Genomic DNA, 24,725 nt, shown 5'->3' with positions numbered 1-24,725 from the left:
AGGCGGTGCTCTACCGCTGAGCTATTCCCGCATACAGAACCGATAATTACTATAACATAATTATCAATCTGTCGTCAAGGATGAATTAAGTCCATCCTGACTGCCATATAATAATATCAATTTACACATATAGTGTCAATGGTTTTTCCGTAAAGTTCCTTGAAAATATAGCATACAAGAACATCTTTTACCCAAGAAAGGGGGATATACAATCCCCCTTTAAAATAGATTATTCTTTATCCTTTTGTCTACCCTTACCAGCCCCATCTTCAGCCACGCTAACTTCGGCTTCGATGAATGTTTTCATGTCATTTAGCATATGCATCGACGCATCGATAATGGATAGTCCCATAGTCGAACCTAAGGCTTCATCGATCAGCAGACTGTAGTGCAAATAAGGCTTCACCCCTAAGAAGCGACATTGTTCCTTATGTATAGGTTCATCATGTATAGGCTCATCATAGACAGCTGATGGGAACACATAGTCCTTAACTAGGGGATCAATGGTAACCGCCGCCAAAATAGCTGCACCAGTTACTACATTATCAAAGACTACAGCCATGCGATGGCTAGCAGCCCCCAAGATGAAGGCCGTTAAAAACGCAATATCTAAACCACCTGCTACATGAAGCAAGTTCAATACCGCATCACGGCGCTCACTTTCACTCAAAGCAGACCAATCATCCACATCAATATTAAATCGATCTACAAAAGAATGAATATGAGCAATACGTTGCTCTACTGTAGGTCCATATTCATTATGAACGAGAATATCCTCATACGCACAACCTGTGATCGTCGCCGTCGTTACAAGAGAATCTAGAAAGGCCCTCTCCCCTACGTTACCAATCGCCACCACTTGTAATCCATCAGCATGTAATCTATCTGCATAGGTAAAGCCGAGCTCAAGAGCACGCTCTAATTCCTCACGAGAAATAGCAGGTTCTACGCCAAAGAAATGGGATCCTTTTCGAATCACCTGTTGCTCAATATTTGCTAAATCTGCAGTATCTTGTTCAAGACCTAGATTCACCACATGTACAGTGGCATTTAATTTGGCTGCAGCCCCTTGTGTAGCTGTTGTTCCCTCATTAAAGCGTGCTATAGCATCATAGCTTTCACTACCATGCTCAGTGTTTTGCGGCCCATCTATCAAGTGATCCGCCGCCACAACGAGCACACCATAGCGCAAATGATTTGGTTTAGGATTTCTAAGAATCCCTGCAAAACGTTCCGCTATTGTTTCTAACGTAGCAAGGCTATAGATGGGTTTTGTCAGATTATCGATACGTAAACGGCATGCTTCCATGGATGGTAAATGCAATGGTTCTATTTTGAAAGTTCTCATGCCTTACCTCCTGTAAGAGCCAAATACATATGAACCGCAAGGTCTAGCATCCCCATTTGTATGGAGCCACCAGAGGCCTCACCTAAACAAAGACCTAAATCGACATAAGCTTCAAGGCCTAAATTTTCTAAGGAAGATTTTGCCGCTTTTTCAGCAGATAAATGTGAAGCCATCACATAATCCATTACTTGTGGCACCAACGTTTTAGCTACCAAGGCACAGGCCGATGTATTAAATCCATCGATGATGACTAACCCATGATTTGCTGCGGCGCCTAAGATAACGCCCACAATACAAGCAAATTCAAAGCCACCTACAGAGGATAAAATCCCAATGGCATCGTCTTTAGGAATATCCTTATATTTTTCCAGTACATCATGAACAATGCGTTGCTTTAATTTAAGGCGCTCATCGGAAATATTTGTTCCTCGTCCCGTCGCCTCTTCCGCCGTAAGTCCTGCAAACTTAGCAGTCATAAGGGCACTAGCTGTCGTATTCGATATGCCCATTTCGCCTACTAAAAATACATTGAAGCCTTCATCAATCTTTTCTTTTACAAGCCGAATACCTGTTTCGATGCCTTCAATCGCTTGTTCACGCGTCATAGCCGGCTCTTCTACGAAGTTTTTCGTACCCATCCCAAGTTTATGAATACGAAGGCCTGGAACCCAACTCATATCCGCATCAATGCCCATGTCGATAACTTCCATTTGAGCACCACAGTAATTCGCTAGAGAATTAGCGCCAGCCCCCTTAGGAATCAGGTAATTCTGAGTCATCCCAACGGTCGTTTCCTTTGGATACGCGCTGACACCCATATCGGCCACACCGTGATCGGCAGAGGCAATTATCATACAAGGCTTTGGTACAGCTAACGTCTCTTGATTGGTAGCTGCCCCATATTGAGCCACCATATTTACAAGACGTCCATATCGTTCCACAGGCGATGCTGTATTCCAGCTATCGATTATATGTCGTTCAATCTCTAGGCTGCGACCTGTAATAGCGCCACAAGTTTCTTGTAACAAACTCATAAAAGCTCCCTTAATCAAATAATATATTTTAGATATTCTTTCTTTTAGTTATTCTTAATTTGTCCCGTTAAATATGGCAATTTATTGCGAATCTCTCGACTTCGTTCAAGATAGCTTTCTAATGCTTGTCCTTCATCATCTTGTGAAAGTATCGCTTTAACATGTTCAATTTCTGATTCAATTTGTGTAAGGCCTTCAATAACATTATGACGATTACCGTAGATAATTTCACGCCACATGGATGGTAATCCCCCCGCCACACGCGTGCAATCGCGGAATCCCCCTGCCGATAGTTTCATGCGCAATTCGCCCAATTCATCGCCACCCGAAACTTGTGTTAGAATAGAAGCCAATAAGTGAGGCATATGACTAACCATCGCAAGATATGCATCGTGAGCATAAATATCGACAAACTCGATACGAGACCCTAAGGCACGACCCATGTCAGCCAATTCTTGAGCCACCTCTTCACTATATACATCAGAGGCCTTATCTTCTAGTACAATCCAACCCATTCCTTTAAAAAGATTCTTATGAGATACTTCATACCCACCCTTTTCGGATCCTGCCATAGGATGGACAGATACGAAAACAGTCCCCTTCGGAATCGATTCATAGACAGCTCGTACAAAATTTTCTTTCGCGCTAGATACATCAGTTACGACTTGCCCCGGTCTAAATAGATGAGCTATTTCAGTAAAAAGCCGTGCATTTGTATCAGGCGGCAAGGAGAACACAATGATATCTGAGTTCTTAATCAATGGTTCAACTTCAGTCCACGCAGCTTTTACCACCCCATCTTGAATGGCCGCATCACAGACCTCTTGACGACGTGCATAGCCTACTACCTCATATTCTGTATATTCCTTTAGAGCCTTTGCCAAGGATCCACCTAATAAACCTAAGCCAATAATACCTACGGTCTTACTCATATAAACCTACTTTCATAAACTATCTAGGAATGTATACGCTCTCATATAATACTACATATAATCTATCAAGCTAATCCCTTTTTCGTATGCTTTCATAAAAACCTCAACAATGAATATCATACAGTGTTTTTATTATAACATGTTCATAACCACATGGGATAAAATTATAAACATATAACATACAAAAAACGTGCCACCCGAAGGTGACACGTTTTCTTAGTCAGCATCCTACCTAAGGAGTACGATGCCAATATTATTTAAATTGATTGCAAAGACTATCAAATAATGCTTGGTCAGGTTTAACCACATCTTCAGTCAATGGACGAGGATGTGGGCCACCATTTGCAGCAGCCAATGCTTTTTCAAAGGAAGGTTTAGATGTATTTTGATAGATAAGGCCTGTAACCAAACCATCAGTATCACCCAAAGTTTTAAGCGCTGTTGCACGATCTGTTGGGTCATACCCTTCAGGCAATGCTACTAAATGTTCTTTGAACCAATCGTAACTATTGCGTTTGTTATATGTAACACATGGGCTGAATACATTGATGAAGGAGAAGCCCTCATGATCCATGGCTTGTTGAATCAAATCGACGAGCTCTTTACGATTCACCATATAGCTTTGCGCTACAAATGTAGCACCTGCTGCAATCGCAGTTTCACAAACGGACAATGGAGATTCAAACGCACCATGAGGAGTTGTTTTTGTAACAAAACCAATGTCAGAACGAGGGGATGCTTGGCCTTTAGTCAAACCATATACATGGTTGTCCATTACTACGTATGTCATGTTTACATTACGTTTGAAAGCATGAATGGTGTGACCCATACCGATAGCAAAGGCATCACCGTCACCAGAAAATGCGATAACTTCAAGATCTTGGTTAGCAAGTTTAACGCCTTGCGCATAAGGAAGCGCACGGCCATGAGTTGTATGCGCACCATAAGCGTAGAAATAGCCACCGATACGGCTAGAGCAACCAATACCGGAAATTACGGCTAATTTTTCTGGTGGAATATTTTTCGCTACTACAGCGTCAGTAATCGCCGCTTGAACCCCATAATGGCCACAGCCTGGACACCAGTTAGGACGAATATCATTTCTGTAATCTTTAGCTGTTGTCATATTATAGGACCTCCTTAATCGCATTTTTCACATAACTTTTTGTGAATGGATTACCATCGTATTTCAAGCAGCTAGAAATCTTATGTTTCTTATGCATGTTGATTTTAAATAAGTTAGCCAATTGACCAGTTTTATTGTGTTCTACAATAACTACTTTTTTCGCAGCATCAAAGAACGGTTGTAATTGCTTTGCTGGGAATGGTTTAATTAAGCGCAATTGTAAGTGATTAACTTTAACGCCTTCTTGATCAAATTCAGCAACGGCTTCTTCAATAGCACCACGGCTAGAAGCCATACCTACAACGAGTACATCTGCTTCGTCGTATTTAGCATTATTCAAGAATGGTTCATAGTTATCAGCTACAGTTTCCAATTTGCGGAAACGTTTATCAGTTTGCGCTACGTGCATTGTAGGCGCTTCTGCTGGTTTACCTTCTTCATTATGCTCTAAACCTGTGGAAAGGAATAGACCATTTCTCATGCCTGGAATTGTACGCGGAGAAATACCATCTTCAGTCAATTCAAAGCGTTTGAAGTAGTTAGGTTGTACCAATTCAGGAAGTTCAGCTTCTTTCATCATTTTACCGCGATTAATAGGTACGCGGTTCAAATCGAAGGAAGGAACGGATTGTTTATTCAAACCTTGTTGTAAGTCAGGCATAAAGATAACTGGACATTGATACATTTCTGCCAAGTTGAAAGCTTTTTGAATTTCATAGAAGCATTCTTCGATAGATGTTGGAGAAATTACGATACCAGAGTAGTCGCCATGTGCATTGTAGCAAGCCGCATCAATATCGGATTGTTCAACTTTTGTAGCCATACCAGTGGATGGGCCAGAACGTTGAACGTCGATAACAACCATTGGCAATTCAGCCATAGAAGCCATAGACAAGGATTCTGCCATCAAGGAAAGACCTGGGCCAGAAGTACACGTGAAGCCACGAACCCCTGCGTATACACCACCCATAGCTGTCATACATGCTGCGATTTCGTCTTCTGTTTGAACAACAGTTGAGCCCAACTTATCCATAGTTTTAATCATGTATTCCATAACTTCGGATGCTGGCGTAATAGGATATGATGCCATGAAACGAGAGCCCGCAGCAATAGCACCAAGAGCACATGCTTCGTTACCTAATAAGAACATTTGATCTTTCTTACCAGGCGCTGGCAATGTATCGATTTCAACATCGCCTAATTTTTCCATTACAAGGCTATGACCATCATCGAAAGCAGCCAAGTTTTTATCAATAATCTCTTGGGATTTCTTTGCAAATTTCTCAGTAATAGCATCTTTAAACATCTTAGTATCAAAGCCAAGAAGCGCTACGGACATCCCAAGTGCTACGATATTACGCATCAACAAGGAGCCTTGTTTCATTGCTGTTTCAGAGATAGGCAAAGATAAGCAATTAATCTTTGTACCTTCAAATTTAGAAAAGTCTGGATTTACTTTGCTATCACAGATGATATATCCACCATCACGTACTTCGGAACCGTGCATATCAACGGTTTCTTGATCAAGGGAAAGCAAGAAGTCTACCCCTTCACCAATGGACATAATTTGTTCCAATGCTACGCGCAATGCGAATGTAGTATGACCACCTTTGATGCGAGATGCAAATAAACGTTGGCTATACAAAGAGTAGCCTTCTTTAGCAAGGATTGTAGCCATAATTTCGCCGCAACTCTCGATACCTTCACCTTGTTGGCCGCCCATTTTCCAGATAAAATCTTTACGTTTTTGCAAGAGATTCACCCTCCTTAGGATAAAAATTACACTGCTGACAAGAGTCTACCTTACTATGTTAATGTTTTATAGTACGAACCTGTCTTATATCGTCATTGTATCATGTATATTTTAGGTTTACAATGTATCATTTCACATAATAATAGGTATAAATTAAGGTATTATAACTAAAAATTATAAGAAAAAAAGGATACTACTTTTGAAGTAGTATCCTTTTAGTATTTATGCTCAACGTTTTATACTTTCACATCAAAAAAAGAGTCTATATAAAATTATATAGAATATTTATTCTCGAATCATCTAAAATATTTATTCCGTAATACCTCTTGTTGTCGCTCTTCAGTGAAGAATATTTCTTCTAAACATAAGCCTTGAGCAGGTGCAGTTTTCCCTATAACACGTCGGTCTTTAGCGGCTAAATATCCTTTAATATCCTCAACCTTACGACGACCGAGACCTATATCTACAAGTAAGCCTGCAATATTGCGAACCATATGATATAAAAAACCATCACCAATCACAGAAATCGTCACCTGTGAACCTCGGGCCTCAACACGAATTCCCATAATTGTCTTTACAGGATCCACCGGAGTTGAGTTGGTTCCCTTTAGGGTTGTAAAGTCATGTGTACCTACTAGTTCATTACCTGCAGCCTGCATACGAGCAATATTTAAAGGCTTTTTCACATGCCAATGATATCGCTGCGTCAAAGGATCTGCAATGAGCTGATTATGAATCGTATATACATACTCTTTACCGTATATATTCCATCGTGGCTTCCAATCTAGCGGAATTTCTACCGCTTCTAGAACGACTATATCCTTAGGAATATGAGCTATCATAGCACGAGGAATATTTTCTACTGGTATAGTGCCCGACGTTTGAAATGTACAAACTTGAAATTTAGCATGCACCCCCGCATCCGTACGAGAGGCACCATAAATTTGAATCGGTTCATTACAAATACGTGATAAACCATATTCCAAACAACCTTGTACCGTTAAACCCTTATCATTAGGTTGCTTTTGATAACCTGCTAAATCTGTACCATCATAAGCCACTATGATTCGTATATTTCTCATAGGCCAAGCCACCATAACGCAATGAGTATAATCGTAATCAAGACAACAGCACCGACGCCGATATAATCGACATAGGTAACTTGTAATTCTTTCATACGTGTACGATTGACGCCACCTCTATAGCAACGCGCCTCCATAGCGATAGCTAATTCATCGGCCCGTCGAAACGCACTAATAAATAATGGCACTAAAAGTGGCACCATGTTTTTTGCGCGTTGAATGATAGAGCCTGTCACAAAGTCTGCCCCACGAGCAGATTGTGCTTTCATAATACGATCCGTCTCGTCCAATAAGGTAGGAATGAACCGCAGCGCAATAGTCATCATCATGGCGAGCTCATGAGCAGGAACACCTATGCGACGGAACGGATTGAGCAAGTGCTCGATGCCATCAGTTAAGCGAATTGGTGATGTGGTATAGGTCAACAAAGAAGAAAACAAGATTAAGAAGATTAAGCGTGCCGCCATTTGAAGACCCATTGCCACGCCATGGTCGGTAATATTGATAATCCCCCATTGAAAAATTGGATTGCCTGGTGTCGTAAAAATATGAATCCCCATAGTAAATACGATGATAATCCAAAGCGGTTTAATAGCAGACCACATCAGACGTAACGGCAAACGTGATAACAACATTGCAAAGATAGTGAAGCTACCTACAATGCCATATGCCAGTGGAGAATTCGCCAAAAATATGGCTACAACGAATATAGTAGTAGCAATAATCTTTGCGCGCGGATCCATGCGATGTAAGAAAGAATTTCCTGGGAAGTATTGACCAATAGTAATATTATTTAACATGGTTACCTCCTTCGAGAATTGCTTGTACCGCATCATCTACAGATAGTACGCGATTAGACACATCAAGACCTTGTTCGCGCAAATATTCCATGGTAACGGACACTGGCGGTACATCTACACCGACAGCCTGTAATTCATCACGATGATTATTAAAGATGTCCATCGGTTCACCATCGAGAACGATACGCCCTTTATCGAGTACTACAAGACGAGAAGCCATGCGAGAAATATCTTCCATATTGTGAGATACAAGAATTACAGTGATACCCTTTTCTTTATGAAGTCGAATGATTTCTTCAAAGATTTCTTCCCGTCCAAATGGATCAAGACCAGCAGATGGTTCATCGAGCACGAGAAAATCTGGATCCATAGCCACTACGCCAGCAATAGCCACGCGGCGCATTTGACCACCAGATAAATGGAATGGAGAACGTTCTGCATAGGTGTCATAATCGAGCCCTACGAACTTCATCGCATCTCGCACACGCTCGTCTACGTCATCAGCACTAAGTCCTAAATTTTTAGGACCAAAGGCGATATCTTGAGCGATGGTTTCTTCAAACAATTGATGCTCTGGATACTGGAATACCATCCCCACCTTATGGCGCATTTTTTTAGCTTCCTCTGTGGAGGCGCTAATATCTACACCATTGACAGTAACTGTACCAGTTGTAGGATGTAGTAGCCCATTTAGATGTTGTACAAAGGTGGATTTACCGGAACCAGTATGACCGATAACACCTAGAAACTCCCCATTTTCAATGGTAAGTGATACACCATGAAGCGCAGTCTTTTCAAAAGGGGTGCCCACGCCGTAAGTATATGTAATATTATCTAATACAATCGCCATTAGTGGGTTCCCTCCCCTCTTGGAGCATCTGTTGAGTGTATAGCGGATAATTGCTTGCCTAACTTTGAGCCTTTAAGGCCCTTTGCTAACTCTTCATTATTAATGATACTCTTACCCACTTCATAACCTTTAGCATTCAATTTGAAAGCAATCTCAGAGGCTACTGGTACATCGAGTCCCAGACCTTTTAAGGTATCTACATGGCTAAAAATTTCACGAGGTGTACCATCATGTAATTTCACACCATTTTTCATAACCACAACTCGATCTGCCGTAACAGCTTCCTCCATGAAGTGCGTAATATATACAATCGTAATGCCCTCTTCCTTATTGAGCTTGTGAACCGTTTCAAGCACTTCGCGGCGACCTTTTGGATCGAGCATCGCTGTTGGTTCATCAAGAACGATGCAATCAGGCTTCATCGCTAATACACCTGCGATAGCAATACGTTGTTTTTGTCCGCCCGATAATAGATGGGGCCCATGTTCTCTATATTCAGTCATATTAACAGCAGCTAACGCTGCATCGACACGTTGTCTAATTTCTGCACTAGGAATACCTAAGTTTTCTGGACCAAAGGCAACGTCCTCCTCTACAACGGCCGCTACGATTTGGTTATCAGGATTTTGGAATACCATTCCTACATGTTGGCGAATATTCCAAATATGCGCTTCATCCCGCGTATCAAAGCCACATACATTGATATGACCTTCACTAGGTTGTAATAACACATTAAAATGCTTGGCAAGCGTACTTTTACCACTGCCATTAGTTCCAATGATACAAACAAATTCACCACGCTTAATGGATAGATTCACATCATCCAAGGCACGTACATCATTGCCGTTTTCATCAGTATAAATATGACTCATATGATTGACCTCAATCATAATGTCTTGTTCATTCATGGATAACCTCATATCTTTCTAGTCAATTTCGTTTCTATGAAAGTAGAACCATTTGCATCATCTATCATACTCATGTTGTGCATAATCCCCATATTTCAATTTATCCTATTTAATAGAACTTGAATTTAATAATGTCTTAGATATTATGCAAAAGGTTGACAATACATATTCATTCTTTACGATAACTGCTAACATATTACGATATTATACTAGTCGATTGTACCATAAAATTGACAATAAAAAAACGGTGCTGCAACATAAGTTACAACACCGTATGAGTTTGATTAAACTAACTCGATAATAGCCAAAGGTGCAGCGTCACCTTTGCGAAGACCAGTTTTGATTACACGAGTGTAACCACCTTGACGGTCTGCATATTTTGGAGCAATTGTATCAAACAATTTTTTTACTACACTTTCATCCATGAGGTATGCAAGAACTTGGCGACGTGCATGAAGATCACCACGTTTAGCCAAAGTTACCATTTGATCAGCTAAAGAACGAAGTTCTTTCGCTTTAGCTTCAGTCGTTTCAATACGCTCATATTGGAAGAAAGATGTTAACATGCTACGGAACAACGCTTTACGAGCGGAGCTGTCGCGGCCTAATTTTCTGTACATTCGTCTTCCTCCTTATTCGCCTTTTTGTTTAAGTTGAAAACCACCTGGATGATTATTGAGTTTTTCCTCAATTTCATCGATAGATTTTTTACCTAAGTTGCGAACTTTTCCTAAGTCATCAATGGTTTTGTCTAGCAAGTCTGCAATTGTATTAATGCCAGCACGTTTCAAGCAGTTATACGCACGAACAGAGAGTTCCAACTCGTCGATGGAAATCTTTGCTGGGCCGTCATCTACAGCTGGTTCTTCATTATCGGAACCTACTGGATCTATAACGATACCGCCTTCACCAGTGTTTACATCTACTACATCTGCAGAATGCGCTAATTTAGTGAAGTTCCCTAAATAACCAATCATAATGGCAGCAGATTTTGCCACTGCATCAGCAGCAGTAATGGAGCCATCAGTCCAAACTTCTAATGTAAGTTTGTCGAAGTCCATTTCATTGCCTACACGAACATCACTCACTTCGTATTTAGCACGAAGAATTGGAGAGAAGATGGAATCGATTGGAATACAACCAATAACATCAGTATCTTTTTTATTCTTCGTTGAAGGAACATAGCCTTTACCTCGTTCGATTACTACGTCCATTACGAGATGAGCTGTCTCATCCATTGTCGCAATCACGAGTTCAGGATTCAATACTTCTACCTCTGGTGGAAATTGTTCAGCTAAATCAGCAGCTGTCAATATTCCATCCTTTTGGAAGTCAAAATGAACTTCCAAAGGTAATTGTGCTTCTTCTTCAACTTTGATGCACAATTGCTTTAAGTTAAGGATGATATCCGTAACGTCTTCGCGAATACCAGGAATAGTAGAGAATTCATGAAGAACTCCATCAATTTTGATAGAGGTGATAGCTGCCCCATCCAAGGATGAAAGCAAAATTCTGCGTAAGCTATTACCGAGAGTGATCCCATAACCACGATCTAATGGTTCACATACGAACTTACCATAACGACCGCCATCGGCGATGTCCACTTTCTCGATTTTAAGTTTCTTTTCTTCGCTCATCAGGAACATCCTCCTATATAACACACGTTCATAGTTAATTATAGCACCGTATCATATCGGTCGCTATAAATTATACACGACGGCGTTTTGGAGGGCGACAACCATTGTGAGGAATTGGAGTTACGTCTTTAATGGAAGTAACTTCAAGACCTGCAGCTTGTAAAGCACGGATTGCAGCTTCACGGCCGGATCCAGGACCTTTTACGAATACTTCAACAGTGCGAAGACCATGTTCCATTGCAGCTTTAGCAGCTTGTTCAGCAGCCATTTGAGCAGCAAATGGAGTGGATTTACGAGAACCACGGAAACCCAAGCCACCAGCGGAAGCCCAAGACAACGCATTACCGTTTGTATCTGTCAAAGTTACGATAGTGTTATTGAATGTAGAACGAATATGAGCCGCACCGGATTCAATATGTTTCTTTTCTTTTCTTTTAGTTCTAACAACTTTTTTAGCCACGCTTTATCCCTCCTTTATCTTATTTCTTTTTACCAGCAATTGCTTTTCTAGGACCTTTGCGAGTACGTGCATTCGTTTTAGTACGTTGACCACGAAGTGGTAAACCCATACGATGACGTTTGCCTCGATAGGAGTTGATTTCAATTAAGCGTTTAATGTTAAGAGCTTCTTCACGACGAAGGTCACCTTCTACTTTGTAATCAGCATCTAACAATTCACGGATTTTCGCTACTTCATCTTCAGAAAGATCGCGAACGCGTGTGTCAGGATTGATGCCAGTTTTAGCAATAATTTCGGATGCTAAAGTCGGACCAATACCATAAATATAAGTTAAACCAATTTCCACTCGTTTGTCACGAGGTAAATCTACACCGGCGATACGTGCCATCTAATCATCCACCTCCTATCAGATTATCCTTGTTTTTGTTTATGTTTTGGATTTTCGCAAATAACCATTACACGGCCTTTGCGTTTAATGATTTTACATTTTTCGCATATCTTTTTAACTGATGGTTGAACCTTCATTAGTACCTCCTTTGTGGACCCTATGCTTATTTAAAGCGATAGGTGATGCGACCACGATTTAAGTCATACGGTGTCAGTTCCATAGTAACTTTATCACCAGGAAGAATACGGATAAAATTCATACGCATTTTACCTGACACATGAGCCAATACGATATGACCATTTTCCAATTCAACTTGGAACATGGCATTCGGTAATGCCTCAACGACCGTACCTTCCACCTCAATAACGTCTTCTTTTGACATATCTTTTCCTCCGGTTACCTGTTTATTTAATTAACCGCGGTTCTTCCCGCATAGTTAATATTTCAGGGCCGTTTTCTGTAACAACCACTGTATGTTCGAAATGAGCAGCAGGTTTACCATCTACTGTAACTGCTGTCCAGTCATCCCCTAATACACGAACACGGTGAGTACCTAATGTAATCATCGGTTCAATACACAATACCATACCTGGTTTCATAAGAGGTCCTTGATCAGGACTACCATAGTTTGGTATTTGCGGATCTTCATGCATTTCGCGGCCTAAACCATGACCTACGAAGTCGCGTACGACACCGTAACCATGTTTCTCACAATACGTTTGAACAGCGTGACCGATAGCACCAATACGGTTACCAACTTTCACTTGTTCAATTCCCTTGAACAGACTTTCCTCTGTAACTTTTAACAATTTCATCACATCGGGTTTGACGTGACCGATAGGAATCGTCACAGCCGAATCGCCGTGATATCCATCAATAGATGATACGAGATCAATACTAAGGACATCGCCGTTTTTAAGCTTACGCTTAGCGCTCGGAATACCATGAACGACTTCTTCGTTAATAGAAGCACAGATTGTAGCGGGGAATCCATAGTACCCTTTACAACTTGGTATACCACCGTGGCTGCGAATATATTCTTCGGCAATTGTATCTAACTCAAGCGTCGTGATGCCAGGTTTAGCCTTTTTTACTAACAAGGACAACGTGTCTGCTGTAAGCTTACTTGCCTTGCGGATACATTCAATCTCATGGGGCGATTTTAAAATAATCATAGATTATTTCTCCAACGCCTTAATGATGTCAGCAAATACTGCGTCTACATCTTGTAAACCATTAATTTCTTGATACAATCCGCTATTGCGATAGTAATCAATTAATGGTTTAGTAGATTCTTCGTACACAGCTAGACGTTTCTGTACTGTTTCAGGGTTATCATCAGCACGATTTTCTAGAACAGCTCGTTCGCTAATACGTTTAACCAATTCCTCGGAAGGAACGTTTAAGTTAAGTACAGCGTCCAAAGAAATTCCTAACTCTTTAAGGATTGCATCCAAGGATACAGCTTGCGCTGTAGTTCTTGGAAATCCATCAAGAATAAATCCAGATTTGCAGTCATCTTTCACCAAGCGATCACGTACGATACCAACAGTTACACTGTCTGGTACCAATTGACCAGCATCGATGTATTTCTTAGCCTCAACTCCAAGAGGTGTTTCGTTCTTAATCGCAGCGCGGAACATATCACCTGTTGAAATTTGGGGAATACCGTATTTTTCAATAAGTCGAGCTGCCTGAGTGCCTTTACCAGCACCAGGAGGTCCCATTAATAAAATATACATATCGTTTCCCTCCTATTTCACAAAGCCTTTATAGTGGCGTGTTACCATGAGCGACTCAATTTGTTGCATTGTATCAAGTGCTACACCTACAACGATAAGAAGAGCCGTACCACCAAAGTATACGCCTTGGACGCCGGTTATACTACCGAGGAAATTCGGTATAATAGCAACGACAGCTAAGAATACAGCGCCAGCCAAAGTGATCTTGGTCATCACGTTATCCACATAATCAGCAGTTGGTTTACCCGCACGAATACCTGGGATAAAACCACCGTATTTTTTCATATTATCTGCCATATCTGTAATGTTGATAGAGATTGCAGTATAGAAATACGTAAAGATAAAGATCAATATCGCATACAATGCCGTTTGTAACGGCGTCCCCCATGTAAATAAATCAGCAACTTTATGAACAAATTCATTGTCAATAAATTGTGCAATTGTTACAGGGAACATCAACACAGATGACGCAAAGATAATTGGGATTACACCTGCCTGATTGACTTTCAACGGCAAGAATGTAGAGTGACCACCGTACATTTTACGCCCTACTACGCGTTTTGCGTATTGGATAGGAATGCGACGTTGGCCTTGTGTAACTGCCACTACGACAGCGATCATCGCAAGTGCAATTACAGCAAATAAGAATGCTTGGAACATGTTAATGGTTCCGTTTTGGATATATTGATAAATAGTTTCGAGACCATCTGGCAATCGAGCTACGATACCAGCAAAGATGATCAAGGAAATACCATTACCTATACCATATGCTGTGATTTGCTCACCAATCCACATCAACAAACATGTGCCTGCTGTGAGGATGATGGCCACAACGAATACGCTAAGGAAATCATTATTTACCAAAGCGTTGTTTGCTCTAAGAGCAAATGCCATACCAGCGGCTTGTACAAAGCCAAGGACTACGGTGCCATAACGAGTTACCTTCGCTATTTTCTTACGCCCGTCTTCACCATCTTTACTCCATGCTTCAAACTGAGGAACTACAGACTGAAGCAGTTGCATGATGATGGAAGCATTAATGTAAGGGGTAATACTCATCGCAAAGATAGAGAACTTACTTAGCGCACCACCAGCAAACAAGTCTAATAGACCAAATAGGTTACCGGATGTAAACAAGGATTCGATAACAGATGCATCTACACCTGGTACTGGGATGTGAATGCCGGCTCTAAACACAGCAAACATCATCAATGTGTACAAGATCTTGTTACGTAACTCAGTAATCTTAAAGATGTTCGAGAGGCTATCTAGCACCCTAGATCACCTCAACTTTTCCGCCTGCTGCTGTGATTTTTTCTTCAGCAGCTTTAGTGAAGCCATTAGCGATAACAGTCAAGTTTTTAGTTTCCAATGTACCGTTACCTAAAATACGAATACCATCGCGTACATTTTTCAAAATGCCAGCTTCAATAAGAGCTACTGGATCAACTGTTGCACCATCTTCAAAGCGATTTAATTGTGCTACGTTAACTTCAGCATATTGTTTAGCAAAAACGCTGTTGTTGAAACCGCGTTTTGGTAAACGACGATAAAGAGGCATTTGGCCGCCTTCAAAACCGGAGCGAACGCCACCGCCAGAACGGGAGTTTTGACCTTTTTGACCACGACCAGATGTTTTACCCAAGCCAGAACCTAAACCACGGCCTACACGAGTACGAGTTTTTTTAGAACCAGCTGCTGGTTGTAATTCATGAAGTTTCATTCAGTGCACCTCCTTATCAGTATTAAACTTCTTCAACTTTTACTAAATGTCTAACTTTATGAAGCATACCTTCGATTTGAGGTGTTACTTCTTTTACGACTTGAGAATTAGTTTTTTTCAAACCCAAAGCTTTAACTGTCGCGCGTTGATCTTCAGGACGACCGATTAAGCTTCTTGTTAATGTTACTTTAACTTGTGCCATTTCTTGTCTCCTTATTACGCGTTATAGATTTCTTCAACGGTTTTACCACGAAGCTCAGCAACTTCGCTAGCGCGTTTCAAATCTTTCAAACCTTCGATTGTAGCGCGAACCATATTGTTAGGGTTAGAAGAGCCCAAAGATTTAGTCAAGATGTTACGAACACCTACTAATTCCAATACGGCACGAACAGGGCCACCAGCGATAACGCCAGTACCTTCAGCAGCTGGTTTCAAGAATACGCGGCCTGCACCGAATACGCCTGTTACGCTGTGAGGGATTGTACCATTTTTAATAGCTACGTTTACAATATTTTTCTTAGCATCATCGATACCTTTGCGAATTGCTTCTGGTACTTCCGCTGCTTTACCTAAGCCAACGCCTACATAACCGTTGCCATCACCAACAACTACAAGAGCGCTGAAGGAAAAACGACGACCGCCTTTAACTACTTTGGCTACGCGGTTGATGAATACTACTCTTTCTTTAAGATCAAGACTGGTGTAGTCAATTCTCGCCATGTCTATAGTTCCTCCTTCTTAGAATTTTAAGCCTGCTTCACGAGCACCTTCTGCAAGGGCTGCTACGCGGCCGTGGTAAATGTAACCACCACGGTCAAACACTACAGTGTCAATGCCTTTAGCGATAGCTTTTTTAGCAACTGCTTCACCAACAGCTTTAGCAGCAGCTACGTTACCACCATAGGATAAGTTCAAATCTTTATCTAAAGAGCTAGCAGCAACCAAAGTTGTACCTGCTACGTCATCGATTACTTGTGCGTAAATGTTGCTCAAAGAACGGTAAACGTTCAAACGTGGGCAAGTTGCCGTACCAGAGATATGACGGCGAATACGAAGATGACGTTTTGCTCGAGCGATATTTCTACTAGATTTACGAGGCAAGATATTCACTCCTTTCATTCATATAGATGATATTACTATTTACCTTTTGCACCAGCTTTACCAGCTTTGCGACGAACAACTTCGCCTTCATAGCGGATACCTTTACCTTTGTAAGGTTCAGGTTTTCTCCATTTACGGATATCAGCTGCTACTGCACCTACAACTTCTTTGTCTGCACCAGACACAACGATTTTGTTAGGAGCTGGAACGTCGATTGTAATACCAGCTGGTGCTTCCATTTCTACTGGATGAGAGAAGCCAAGTGTAAGAGCTAATTTATTGCCTTGTTTAGCCGCTCTGTAACCAACACCGTTGATTTCAAGAGTTTTTGTAAATCCTTCAGATACGCCTGTTACCATATTAGCAACAAGAGCGCGAGTCAAACCGTGAAGGGAACGATGATCTTTATCGTCGGAAGGACGAGTTACTGTGATTGTGTTACCTTCTACAGTGATATTCATATCTGGATGCAAATCGCGAGATAATTCACCTTTAGGGCCTTTTACGTTCATATGATGGTTATCATATGTAACAGTAACGCCTGCAGGGATCTCGATAGGCATTCTACCGATACGTGACATTATTTCTACCTCCTATTGCTACTATTACCAAACGTATGCGATTACTTCGCCACCAAGACCTTCTTTACGAGCTTGTTTGTCGCTCATAACGCCTTTGGACGTAGAAATAACTGCGATACCCAAACCACCAAGTACACGAGGAAGTTCTTCCTTTTTCGCGTAAACACGTAAACCTGGTTTGGAAATACGTTTAATTCCTGTAATAACTTTCTCGTTATTGGAACCATATTTCAAAGTTACTTTTAAAGTGTTTTCTTCTTTTTCAACGTTCTTTACAAAGCCTTCTTGTAAAAGGATGTCAAGAACGGCTGCTTTCATTCTAGATGCAGGAATGTTTACCGTTTCATGAAGTGCAGCGTTTGCATTACGGATGCGCGTAAGCATATCCGCGATAGGATCGGTCATTACCATAATCTAAAAACCTCCTCTCGTCTAATATTACCAGCTGGCTTTTTTAACACCAGGAATTTGTCCTTTGTACGCCAATTCACGGAACGCAATACGGCTGATACCGAATTTACGCATATAGCCGTGAGGACGACCAGTTAAGTTGCAACGGTTGTGCAAGCGTGTTGGGGATGCATTTGCTGGTAATTTGGATAAGCCTTCATAATCACCTGCTGCTTTTAACGCTTCACGTTTAGCTGCATATTTTTCAACGATTTTAGCGCGTTTCTTTTCGCGTTCAATCATAGATTTTTTAGCCATCTATATGTTCCTCCTATTATTTTTCAAAAGGCATACCGAATTGAGTCAACAATTCACGAGCTTCTTCATCTGTCTTAGCACTTGTTACGATAATGATATCCATACCAGTAACACGTTCTACCTGATCATATTCGATTTCAGGGAAGATGAGCTGTTCTTTAAGACCCAAAGCGTAGTTACCACGGCCATCGAATGCAGTAGCGCTGATACCGCGGAAGTCACGTACACGAGGTAATGCCGCATTGATCAATCTATCAAGGAATTCATACATGCGTTCGCCACGAAGAGTAACTTTTGTACCCAACGCCATGCCTTCGCGAACTTTGAAGTTCGCAATGGATTTTTTAGCTTTTGTGATGACAGGTTTTTGACCAGCAATGATAGTCAAGTCATTAACTGCTGCTTCCAATGCTTTTGCATTGCCTACTGCATCACCTACGCCGATGTTGATAACGATTTTTTCCAATTTAGGAATTTCCATTACATTGCCGTATTGGAATTTTTCTTGCATACTCTTTTTGATTTCAGAGTTGTATTGTTCAAACAAACGAGACATTTATGTAGCTCCTCCTTTCCTGATTATTTAAGTACTGTACCGGATTTAACAGTAGCGCGAACGAATTTACCGTCCTTGCCTTCTACCTTTTTGATACGAGTAGCTGTTTTAGTTTCTGGGTCAACAACCATTACGTTAGAAACATGAATGCCAGCTTCTTTAGTAACGATGCCGCCTTGTGGGTTAGCTTGGGAAGGTTTTGTGTGACGTTTTACAGTGTTAACGCCTTCAACAAATACGCGTTCTTTTTTAGGTTCAGTTGCGATAACTGTACCTTGCTTACCTTTATCTTTACCGGAGATAACAACAACTGTATCGCCTTTTTTGATTTGTAGCTTAGCCATATGCTGCGTTCCTCCTTCTTATAATACTTCTGGAGCCAAAGAAACGATTTTCATGAAGTCTTTTTCACGAAGTTCTCTAGCTACAGGTCCAAAGATACGAGTACCACGAGGGGTCTTGTCATCTTTAATAACTACTGCTGCGTTTTCATCGAAACGAATATAGGAACCGTCTTGACGGCGGATACCTTTCTTAGAACGAACAATAACAGCTTTAACTACGTCGCCTTTCTTGACAACGCCACCGGGTGATGCATCTTTTACAGAAGCAACGATTACGTCACCGATATTGCCGAATTTGCGATAAGAACCGCCCATGACTTGGATGCACATAATACGTTTAGCACCAGTGTTGTCGGCAACATTCAAAATTGTTTGTTGCTGGATCATCGTCTATTCCTCCTTACATCACTCTTATTTTTGTCTTTCAAGAATTTCAACAACTCTCCAACATTTATCTTTAGAAAGTGGACGAGTTTCTACAATTTTAACTGTATCGCCAATTTGACACTCATTATTTTCATCATGAGCTTTGAAGCGTTTTGTGCTAACCATTGGCTTGTTATATAATGCGTGAGGTACTTTACGTTCAACAGCAACAACAACAGTTTTGTCCATTTTGTCGCTAACAACTTTACCTACGCGGACTTTACGTACGTTTCTTTCTTCTGCCACGATTTTAAGCCTCCTTTTCAAACTTTAACAAATCTGTTATTATGCGTTTTCAGATTTAAGTTCAACTTCACGTTGTACAGTTTTAATACGAGCGATTGTCTTCTTAACTTCACGAATGCGCATAGGATTTTCTAATTGACCTGTTGCAAGCTGAAAACGGAGGTTAAATAACTCTTCCTTAAGACCGGAAACTTTTTGTTCCATTTCGGCAGCGCTCATATTGCGAATGTCATTAACCTTCATTTACGTCACCACCCAATTCTTTACCCTTAACAACAAATTTGCATTTGATTGGAAGTTTATGGCTTGCAAGACGCATAGCTTCACGAGCTGTAGCTTCTGGCACACCGTCCATTTCAAACATTACACGACCTGGTTTAACCACTGCTACCCAGTATTCAGGAGAACCTTTACCGGAACCCATACGAGTACCAGCTGGTTTAGCTGTGATTGGTTTGTCAGGGAAAATTTTAATCCATACTTTACCACCACGTTTGATATAACGAGTCATAGCAATACGGGCAGCTTCGATTTGACGGTTAGTGATCCAAGATGGTTCGCATGCTACCAAGCCGAACTCACCATGAGACACTGTATTACCGCGCATAGCACGACCTTTCATACGGCCGCGGAATTGCTTACGATGTTTTACGCGCTTTGGAATAAGCATTACTTGCCACCTTCTTCCTTCTTAGCAGGTGCTTGTTTTGCTTCTGGCAAAACTTCACCTTTGTAAATCCATACTTTAATACCGATACAACCATATGTTGTATGAGCTTCAGCAGTACCGTAGTCGATGTCTGCACGAAGTGTATGCAAAGGAATAGAACCTTCACGGTAGGATTCGCTACGAGCGATTTCAGCGCCGCCAAGACGACCGCTTACCATGATTTTAATACCTTTTGCACCTAAGCGCATTGTACGACCTACAGCTTGTTTCATTGCACGGCGGAAGCCGATACGACGTTCCAATTGGCCCGCAATGTTTTCAGCAACTAATGTTGCATCCATATCTGCTTGTTTAATTTCTGCAATGTTAACGTCCACTTGTTTATCAGTAAAACGAGTCATTGCTTTTTTGATATCTTCGATACCAGCACCACCACGACCGATAACCATACCTGGTTTCGCAGTGTGGATAGTCAATTTAATACGTTTATTTGTACGCTCGATTTCAATGCGGGAAATACCAGCAATGAAAAGGGTTTCTTTCAAGAAGTTACGAATTTTTACGTCTTCATGAAGATTAGCAGCGAAATCTTTATCTGCATACCATTTTGCGTCCCAATCTTTTACGATACCGACACGCAAACCGTGTGGATTAACTTTTTGACCCACTCTGTTTCCCTCCTTCTTAAGCTCTTTCTTTAACTACTACTGTTACGTGGCTAGTACGTTTCAAAATTTTGAAAGCTTGACCACGGAAACGAGGATGAATGCGTTTTAATGTAGGGCCTTGATCAACGAAGATCTCGGATACGTAAAGATTGTCAACATTCATATCGAAATTATGTTCAGCGTTTGCGATTGCAGAACGCATAACTTTTTCTACTACATCAGCGCCAACTTTCGGAGTGAACTTCAAGATGGCAAATGCTTCGCCGATGTTTTTACCGCGCACTAAATCTGCAACGATACGGATTTTACGAGGCGCGATTCGGATATGTCTAGCGATTGCTTTTGCTTCCATGTATTATTTCCTCCTATTTTTTGCCTGTAGATTTTTCGTCCTTACCATGACCTCTATAAGTACGTGTAGGAGCGAACTCACCTAATTTATGACCTACCATATCTTCTGTAATGAATACAGGTACATGTTTGCGACCATCATGCACAGCAATTGTGTGGCCTACAAAACTTGGGATAATAGTAGAGGCACGGGACCAGGTTTTTACAACTTTCTTTTCGTTAGTTTCGTTTAAAGCTTCAACTTTCTTAAGCAAATGATCTGCTACGAAAGGGCCTTTTTTAATAGATCTGGACACTATTTTATCTCCTTTCCTTTATCCTATTTTGTACGACGTTTAATGATTAAGCTGTTAGAAGCTTTTTTCTTGTCGCGAGTTTTAACACCATGTGCTGGTTTGCCCCAAGGTGTAACAGGATGTTTACGACCAACAGGAGATTTACCTTCACCACCACCATGTGGATGGTCACAAGGGTTCATTACAACACCACGGTTGCCAGGGCGAACACCCATCCAACGATGACGACCAGCTTTACCAATTACAAGGTTGCTGTGGTCAGCGTTACCAACAACACCAATTGTTGCACGGCACTCTTGACGAATACGGCGCATTTCACCAGATGGTAAACGAAGAATAGCGTAGCCATTATCTTTACCCATCAATTGAGCAGATGTACCAGCGGAACGAACGATTTGACCACCTTTACCGATTTTCAATTCGATATTGTGGATTTGTGTACCGTCTGGAATATTAGCCAATGGTAAGCAGTTACCAGGTTTAATATCGGACTCAGGACCGGAGAATACAACGTCACCAACTTTTAGACCGTTAGGAGCTAAAATGTAGCGTTTTTCACCATCAGCGTAGTTAAGTAAAGCGATACGAGAAGAACGGTTAGGATCATACTCGATTGTTGCTACTTTAGCTGGAATATTATCTTTAGTACGTTTGAAGTCAATAATACGGTATTGACGTTTGTGACCGCCACCTTGGTGACGAACTGTCATTTTACCAGTATTGTTACGACCACCTTTTTGAGAAATCTTAACGAGCAAGGATTTTTCTGGTTTGCTTGCTGTGATTTCGTCGAAGGCGGATACTGTCATAAACCGGCGACCAGCGGAGTACGGTTTAAATGATTTAATTGCCATTAGTGGGCCTCCTTACAACTAGACTCTTAGACACCTTCAAAGAATTCAATGGATTCGCCAGCTTTTAAGGTTACGATAGCTTTTTTATAATCGCTACGTTTACCTTGTGTACGACCCATGCGTTTAGTCTTACCTAAAACACGAATAGTAGCTACTTTTTCTACTTTTACATTGAAGATTTTTTCAACTGCTTGACGGATTTGCACTTTATTTGCAGTCAAAGGCACACGGAAAGTGTATTTGCCTTCTTCCATAAGCATAGTGGATTTTTCGGTAATAACCGGGCGGATTAGTACATCATGTAATTGCATTATCCGAGCACCTCCTCGATTTTTGCGACAGCGCCTTTAGTAATGAAGAGCTTATCGTAATGAAGAAGATCGAAAATGTTCATACCTTCGCAAGCCAAAGCTTTAACACCTTGGATGTTACGAGCGGAACGTTCAACATTTACATCACCTTCAGTGATGAACAATACTTTTGCATCACCAACGTTGAAGCTGTTAATAATGTTCAACACTTCTTTTGTTTTAGGAGCTGCTAATGTGATTTCTTCCAAAACGTATAATTCGCTATTATTCACTTTATCGCTAAGAGCAGATTTAACTGCTAAACGTCTAGCCTTACGAGGCATAGCTTTGTAATAGCTGCGAGGTTGTGGACCAAATGTAGTACCACCACCGATCCAGATTGGGGAACGGCTGGAGCCTGCACGAGCACGGCCAGTACCTTTTTGTTTCCAAGGTTTGCGGCCACCGCCACGAACCATACCTCTAGTTTTTGTTGCATGTGTGCCGAGACGTTCGTTAGACAATTGACGAACTACGGCTTGATGCATTACGGCTTCGTTAACTTCAACGCCGAATACTGCATCGTTTAACTGTATTTCACCGACTTTAACGCCGGATTGATTATATGTTGCTACTGTAGGCATTACATAATCCTCCTTTCGACAAATGATTATTTAACAGGTTTAACCGTGTTGCGAACCATAACCAAGCTACCTTTAGCGCCTGGGATACCACCTTTAACCAATAAAAGGTTACGTTCAGCATCAACTTTCACAACGGATAAGCGTTGTACGGTAACTCTGTAACCACCCATTTGTCCAGGGAGTTTTTTACCTTTGTATACCTTACCGCCGCCACCGGAGATCATAGGACCGATGGAACCAGGTTCACGGTGAGATTTAGAACCATGAGTTTCAGGACCACGGGAGAAGTTATGGCGTTTAATTGTGCCAGCAAAACCCTTACCTTTACCTGTACCCACTACGTCCACCAATTCACCTTCTGCGAAGATATCAGCTGCCAGAGTTTGGCCTACTGTGTAGTCAGCTGCATTAGCTACGCGAACTTCGCGAAGATATTTCACTGGAGCTACGCCAGCTTTGTCGAACTGACCTTTTACAGGTTTTGTTAAATGTTTTTCTTTAATGGAACCGTAACCAATTTGTACTGCTTCGTAGCCGTCTGTTTCTACAGTCTTTACGCGCACTACAACGCTTGGGGTAGTTTCCACTACTGTTACAGGAACTAATTGGCCTTCAGCTGTGAAGACTTGTGTCATTCCTAATTTTTTACCCAAAATAGCTTTAGACATTATCGCACCTCCTTATAGTTTTATTTCAATAGATACACCAGCTGGTAAATCTAAACGAGTGATAGCATCTACTGTTTTCGAATTTGGTTCAAGAATATCGATTAAGCGTTTATGTGTACGCATTTCGAATTGTTCACGAGAATCTTTGTTTACGTGTACAGAACGAAGAATTGTGAAGATATTCTTTTCTGTTGGCAATGGAATCGGACCAGATACCATAGCGCCATTTCTTTTTGCAGTGTCTACGATCTTAGCAGCGCTTTGATCGAGAGCTTTGTGGTCGTATGCCTTAAGGCGAATACGGATTTTTTGCTGTTTAGCCATTATTAATAATTCCTCCTGTCGTCCATTTCGTGAATGGGCTGCTCCATAGAAATTCTCCTCCGCAGAGGCAACCTTCTACTTCATAGTTTAAAAACACAACACGAGAGCGGCATTATCTGCCGCTCTGAGTGCTGCATGTATTGTGTGCTCAACGCATTCTACGATGAGCATAAAAGGTTAAATTAACCTTCGATTTCTGTTACTACGCCAGCGCC

The 24,725-nt window shown here is 41.3% G+C and carries 39 protein-coding genes; all 39 read right to left on the bottom strand.

What is annotated here, in order from left to right:
• Positions 1-229: 229 nt before the first annotated feature.
• Entirely contained in the window at positions 230-1,348 is a 1,119-nt protein-coding gene (locus tag HMPREF1865_RS03875) for a nicotinate-nucleotide--dimethylbenzimidazole phosphoribosyltransferase (RefSeq protein ID WP_060919237.1), read from the bottom strand.
• Positions 1,345-2,382, bottom strand: coding sequence for a nicotinate-nucleotide--dimethylbenzimidazole phosphoribosyltransferase (locus tag HMPREF1865_RS03870; RefSeq protein ID WP_004698100.1), 1,038 nt, complete (start codon positions 2,380-2,382; stop codon positions 1,345-1,347). Before HMPREF1865_RS03870 ends, HMPREF1865_RS03875 begins: the two co-directional genes overlap by 4 nt.
• 44 nt (positions 2,383-2,426) lie before the next feature.
• Positions 2,427-3,314, bottom strand: a complete 888-nt coding sequence (locus tag HMPREF1865_RS03865) for a prephenate dehydrogenase (protein ID WP_060919236.1) — start codon at positions 3,312-3,314, stop codon at positions 2,427-2,429.
• Positions 3,315-3,567: 253 nt separating this feature from the next.
• Positions 3,568-4,440: a 2-oxoacid:ferredoxin oxidoreductase subunit beta gene (locus HMPREF1865_RS03860; RefSeq protein WP_004698097.1), complete on the bottom strand. Its 873-nt coding sequence runs from the start codon at positions 4,438-4,440 to the stop codon at positions 3,568-3,570.
• Position 4,441: 1 nt separating this feature from the next.
• Entirely contained in the window at positions 4,442-6,193 is a 1,752-nt protein-coding gene (locus tag HMPREF1865_RS03855; protein WP_081094599.1) for a 2-oxoacid:acceptor oxidoreductase subunit alpha, read from the bottom strand.
• 296 nt (positions 6,194-6,489) lie between these two features.
• A complete protein-coding gene (gene truA / locus HMPREF1865_RS03850; RefSeq protein ID WP_060919235.1) occupies positions 6,490-7,275 on the bottom strand; it encodes a tRNA pseudouridine(38-40) synthase TruA in 786 nt (261 codons plus the stop codon).
• Positions 7,272-8,075 carry an energy-coupling factor transporter transmembrane component T family protein gene (locus HMPREF1865_RS03845; RefSeq protein ID WP_060919234.1) on the bottom strand — a complete coding sequence of 268 codons (804 nt, stop codon included), beginning with the start codon at positions 8,073-8,075 and terminating at the stop codon, positions 7,272-7,274. The genes truA and HMPREF1865_RS03845 overlap by 4 nt, the downstream gene beginning before the upstream one ends.
• Entirely contained in the window at positions 8,065-8,925 is an 861-nt protein-coding gene (locus HMPREF1865_RS03840) for an energy-coupling factor transporter ATPase (protein WP_060919233.1), read from the bottom strand. The genes HMPREF1865_RS03845 and HMPREF1865_RS03840 overlap by 11 nt, the downstream gene beginning before the upstream one ends.
• The gene (locus HMPREF1865_RS03835; protein WP_004695158.1) at positions 8,925-9,833 is read right to left on the bottom strand and encodes an energy-coupling factor transporter ATPase; all 909 of its coding nucleotides are present in this window, start codon (positions 9,831-9,833) and stop codon (positions 8,925-8,927) included. The genes HMPREF1865_RS03840 and HMPREF1865_RS03835 overlap by 1 nt, the downstream gene beginning before the upstream one ends.
• 284 nt (positions 9,834-10,117) lie before the next feature.
• A complete protein-coding gene (gene rplQ / locus HMPREF1865_RS03830; RefSeq protein ID WP_004695155.1) occupies positions 10,118-10,453 on the bottom strand; it encodes a 50S ribosomal protein L17 in 336 nt (111 codons plus the stop codon).
• A 12-nt stretch (positions 10,454-10,465) separates the two neighbouring features.
• A complete protein-coding gene (locus HMPREF1865_RS03825) occupies positions 10,466-11,470 on the bottom strand; it encodes a DNA-directed RNA polymerase subunit alpha (protein WP_004695153.1) in 1,005 nt (334 codons plus the stop codon).
• 70 nt (positions 11,471-11,540) lie between these two features.
• Entirely contained in the window at positions 11,541-11,930 is a 390-nt protein-coding gene (rpsK, locus tag HMPREF1865_RS03820) for a 30S ribosomal protein S11 (RefSeq protein ID WP_004695151.1), read from the bottom strand.
• 19 nt (positions 11,931-11,949) lie between these two features.
• Positions 11,950-12,318, bottom strand: coding sequence for a 30S ribosomal protein S13 (rpsM, locus tag HMPREF1865_RS03815; RefSeq protein ID WP_004695149.1), 369 nt, complete (start codon positions 12,316-12,318; stop codon positions 11,950-11,952).
• Positions 12,319-12,341: 23 nt separating this feature from the next.
• Positions 12,342-12,455: a 50S ribosomal protein L36 gene (gene rpmJ, locus HMPREF1865_RS03810; protein ID WP_004695148.1), complete on the bottom strand. Its 114-nt coding sequence runs from the start codon at positions 12,453-12,455 to the stop codon at positions 12,342-12,344.
• 26 nt (positions 12,456-12,481) lie between these two features.
• Positions 12,482-12,700: a translation initiation factor IF-1 gene (infA, locus tag HMPREF1865_RS03805; protein ID WP_004695147.1), complete on the bottom strand. Its 219-nt coding sequence runs from the start codon at positions 12,698-12,700 to the stop codon at positions 12,482-12,484.
• Positions 12,701-12,722: 22 nt separating this feature from the next.
• Entirely contained in the window at positions 12,723-13,493 is a 771-nt protein-coding gene (map, locus tag HMPREF1865_RS03800) for a type I methionyl aminopeptidase (RefSeq protein WP_004695146.1), read from the bottom strand.
• 3 nt (positions 13,494-13,496) lie between these two features.
• On the bottom strand, positions 13,497-14,060 hold the full coding sequence (locus HMPREF1865_RS03795; RefSeq protein WP_004695145.1) for an adenylate kinase: 564 nt from the start codon (positions 14,058-14,060) through the stop codon (positions 13,497-13,499).
• 12 nt (positions 14,061-14,072) lie between these two features.
• Positions 14,073-15,335, bottom strand: coding sequence for a preprotein translocase subunit SecY (gene secY / locus HMPREF1865_RS03790; protein WP_012864761.1), 1,263 nt, complete (start codon positions 15,333-15,335; stop codon positions 14,073-14,075).
• 1 nt (position 15,336) lies between these two features.
• Positions 15,337-15,783: a 50S ribosomal protein L15 gene (gene rplO / locus HMPREF1865_RS03785; protein WP_004695141.1), complete on the bottom strand. Its 447-nt coding sequence runs from the start codon at positions 15,781-15,783 to the stop codon at positions 15,337-15,339.
• Positions 15,784-15,805: 22 nt separating this feature from the next.
• Positions 15,806-15,985 (bottom strand): 50S ribosomal protein L30, encoded by a 180-nt coding sequence (gene rpmD, locus HMPREF1865_RS03780; protein ID WP_004695138.1) that lies wholly within the window; start codon positions 15,983-15,985, stop codon positions 15,806-15,808.
• A 14-nt stretch (positions 15,986-15,999) separates the two neighbouring features.
• On the bottom strand, positions 16,000-16,503 hold the full coding sequence (gene rpsE, locus HMPREF1865_RS03775; RefSeq protein ID WP_004695136.1) for a 30S ribosomal protein S5: 504 nt from the start codon (positions 16,501-16,503) through the stop codon (positions 16,000-16,002).
• A gap of 18 nt (positions 16,504-16,521) precedes the next feature.
• The gene (rplR, locus tag HMPREF1865_RS03770; protein ID WP_005385510.1) at positions 16,522-16,902 is read right to left on the bottom strand and encodes a 50S ribosomal protein L18; all 381 of its coding nucleotides are present in this window, start codon (positions 16,900-16,902) and stop codon (positions 16,522-16,524) included.
• A gap of 17 nt (positions 16,903-16,919) precedes the next feature.
• Complete coding sequence (rplF, locus tag HMPREF1865_RS03765) at positions 16,920-17,465, bottom strand: 50S ribosomal protein L6 (protein WP_060919232.1); 546 nt, start codon at positions 17,463-17,465, stop codon at positions 16,920-16,922.
• A 24-nt stretch (positions 17,466-17,489) separates the two neighbouring features.
• Complete coding sequence (gene rpsH / locus HMPREF1865_RS03760; protein ID WP_004695128.1) at positions 17,490-17,876, bottom strand: 30S ribosomal protein S8; 387 nt, start codon at positions 17,874-17,876, stop codon at positions 17,490-17,492.
• 27 nt (positions 17,877-17,903) lie between these two features.
• Positions 17,904-18,173 carry a 30S ribosomal protein S14 gene (gene rpsN, locus HMPREF1865_RS03755; RefSeq protein WP_004695122.1) on the bottom strand — a complete coding sequence of 90 codons (270 nt, stop codon included), beginning with the start codon at positions 18,171-18,173 and terminating at the stop codon, positions 17,904-17,906.
• A 16-nt stretch (positions 18,174-18,189) separates the two neighbouring features.
• Positions 18,190-18,729: a 50S ribosomal protein L5 gene (gene rplE, locus HMPREF1865_RS03750; protein WP_004695119.1), complete on the bottom strand. Its 540-nt coding sequence runs from the start codon at positions 18,727-18,729 to the stop codon at positions 18,190-18,192.
• A gap of 23 nt (positions 18,730-18,752) precedes the next feature.
• Entirely contained in the window at positions 18,753-19,073 is a 321-nt protein-coding gene (rplX, locus tag HMPREF1865_RS03745) for a 50S ribosomal protein L24 (RefSeq protein ID WP_004695118.1), read from the bottom strand.
• Between the two features lie 18 nt (positions 19,074-19,091).
• On the bottom strand, positions 19,092-19,460 hold the full coding sequence (gene rplN / locus HMPREF1865_RS03740) for a 50S ribosomal protein L14 (protein ID WP_004695117.1): 369 nt from the start codon (positions 19,458-19,460) through the stop codon (positions 19,092-19,094).
• A 24-nt stretch (positions 19,461-19,484) separates the two neighbouring features.
• Positions 19,485-19,745, bottom strand: a complete 261-nt coding sequence (gene rpsQ / locus HMPREF1865_RS03735) for a 30S ribosomal protein S17 (RefSeq protein WP_004695116.1) — start codon at positions 19,743-19,745, stop codon at positions 19,485-19,487.
• A gap of 39 nt (positions 19,746-19,784) precedes the next feature.
• The gene (rpmC, locus tag HMPREF1865_RS03730) at positions 19,785-19,988 is read right to left on the bottom strand and encodes a 50S ribosomal protein L29 (protein WP_004695115.1); all 204 of its coding nucleotides are present in this window, start codon (positions 19,986-19,988) and stop codon (positions 19,785-19,787) included.
• On the bottom strand, positions 19,978-20,415 hold the full coding sequence (gene rplP, locus HMPREF1865_RS03725) for a 50S ribosomal protein L16 (RefSeq protein ID WP_004695114.1): 438 nt from the start codon (positions 20,413-20,415) through the stop codon (positions 19,978-19,980). Before rplP ends, rpmC begins: the two co-directional genes overlap by 11 nt.
• Complete coding sequence (gene rpsC / locus HMPREF1865_RS03720) at positions 20,415-21,083, bottom strand: 30S ribosomal protein S3 (protein WP_004695113.1); 669 nt, start codon at positions 21,081-21,083, stop codon at positions 20,415-20,417. The genes rplP and rpsC overlap by 1 nt, the downstream gene beginning before the upstream one ends.
• 16 nt (positions 21,084-21,099) lie before the next feature.
• Positions 21,100-21,435 (bottom strand): 50S ribosomal protein L22, encoded by a 336-nt coding sequence (rplV, locus tag HMPREF1865_RS03715; protein WP_060919231.1) that lies wholly within the window; start codon positions 21,433-21,435, stop codon positions 21,100-21,102.
• 13 nt (positions 21,436-21,448) lie between these two features.
• On the bottom strand, positions 21,449-21,730 hold the full coding sequence (rpsS, locus tag HMPREF1865_RS03710) for a 30S ribosomal protein S19 (RefSeq protein ID WP_004695110.1): 282 nt from the start codon (positions 21,728-21,730) through the stop codon (positions 21,449-21,451).
• A 23-nt stretch (positions 21,731-21,753) separates the two neighbouring features.
• Complete coding sequence (gene rplB / locus HMPREF1865_RS03705) at positions 21,754-22,584, bottom strand: 50S ribosomal protein L2 (RefSeq protein ID WP_060919230.1); 831 nt, start codon at positions 22,582-22,584, stop codon at positions 21,754-21,756.
• 26 nt (positions 22,585-22,610) lie between these two features.
• Positions 22,611-22,895, bottom strand: a complete 285-nt coding sequence (gene rplW / locus HMPREF1865_RS03700) for a 50S ribosomal protein L23 (protein ID WP_004695108.1) — start codon at positions 22,893-22,895, stop codon at positions 22,611-22,613.
• Positions 22,895-23,518 (bottom strand): 50S ribosomal protein L4, encoded by a 624-nt coding sequence (rplD, locus tag HMPREF1865_RS03695; RefSeq protein WP_004695105.1) that lies wholly within the window; start codon positions 23,516-23,518, stop codon positions 22,895-22,897. Before rplD ends, rplW begins: the two co-directional genes overlap by 1 nt.
• Before the next feature lie 26 nt (positions 23,519-23,544).
• Positions 23,545-24,186: a 50S ribosomal protein L3 gene (gene rplC, locus HMPREF1865_RS03690; protein WP_004695102.1), complete on the bottom strand. Its 642-nt coding sequence runs from the start codon at positions 24,184-24,186 to the stop codon at positions 23,545-23,547.
• 12 nt (positions 24,187-24,198) lie between these two features.
• Complete coding sequence (gene rpsJ, locus HMPREF1865_RS03685; RefSeq protein ID WP_004695100.1) at positions 24,199-24,510, bottom strand: 30S ribosomal protein S10; 312 nt, start codon at positions 24,508-24,510, stop codon at positions 24,199-24,201.
• Positions 24,511-24,725: the final 215 nt, after the last annotated feature.

The sequence above is a fragment of the Veillonella parvula genome (genome assembly GCF_001553335.1).
In the GTDB taxonomy this organism is placed as follows: domain Bacteria; phylum Bacillota; class Negativicutes; order Veillonellales; family Veillonellaceae; genus Veillonella; species Veillonella parvula_S.
Note: the sequence above shows the minus strand (reverse complement) of the source record. Positions and strands in the feature narration are given on the sequence as shown.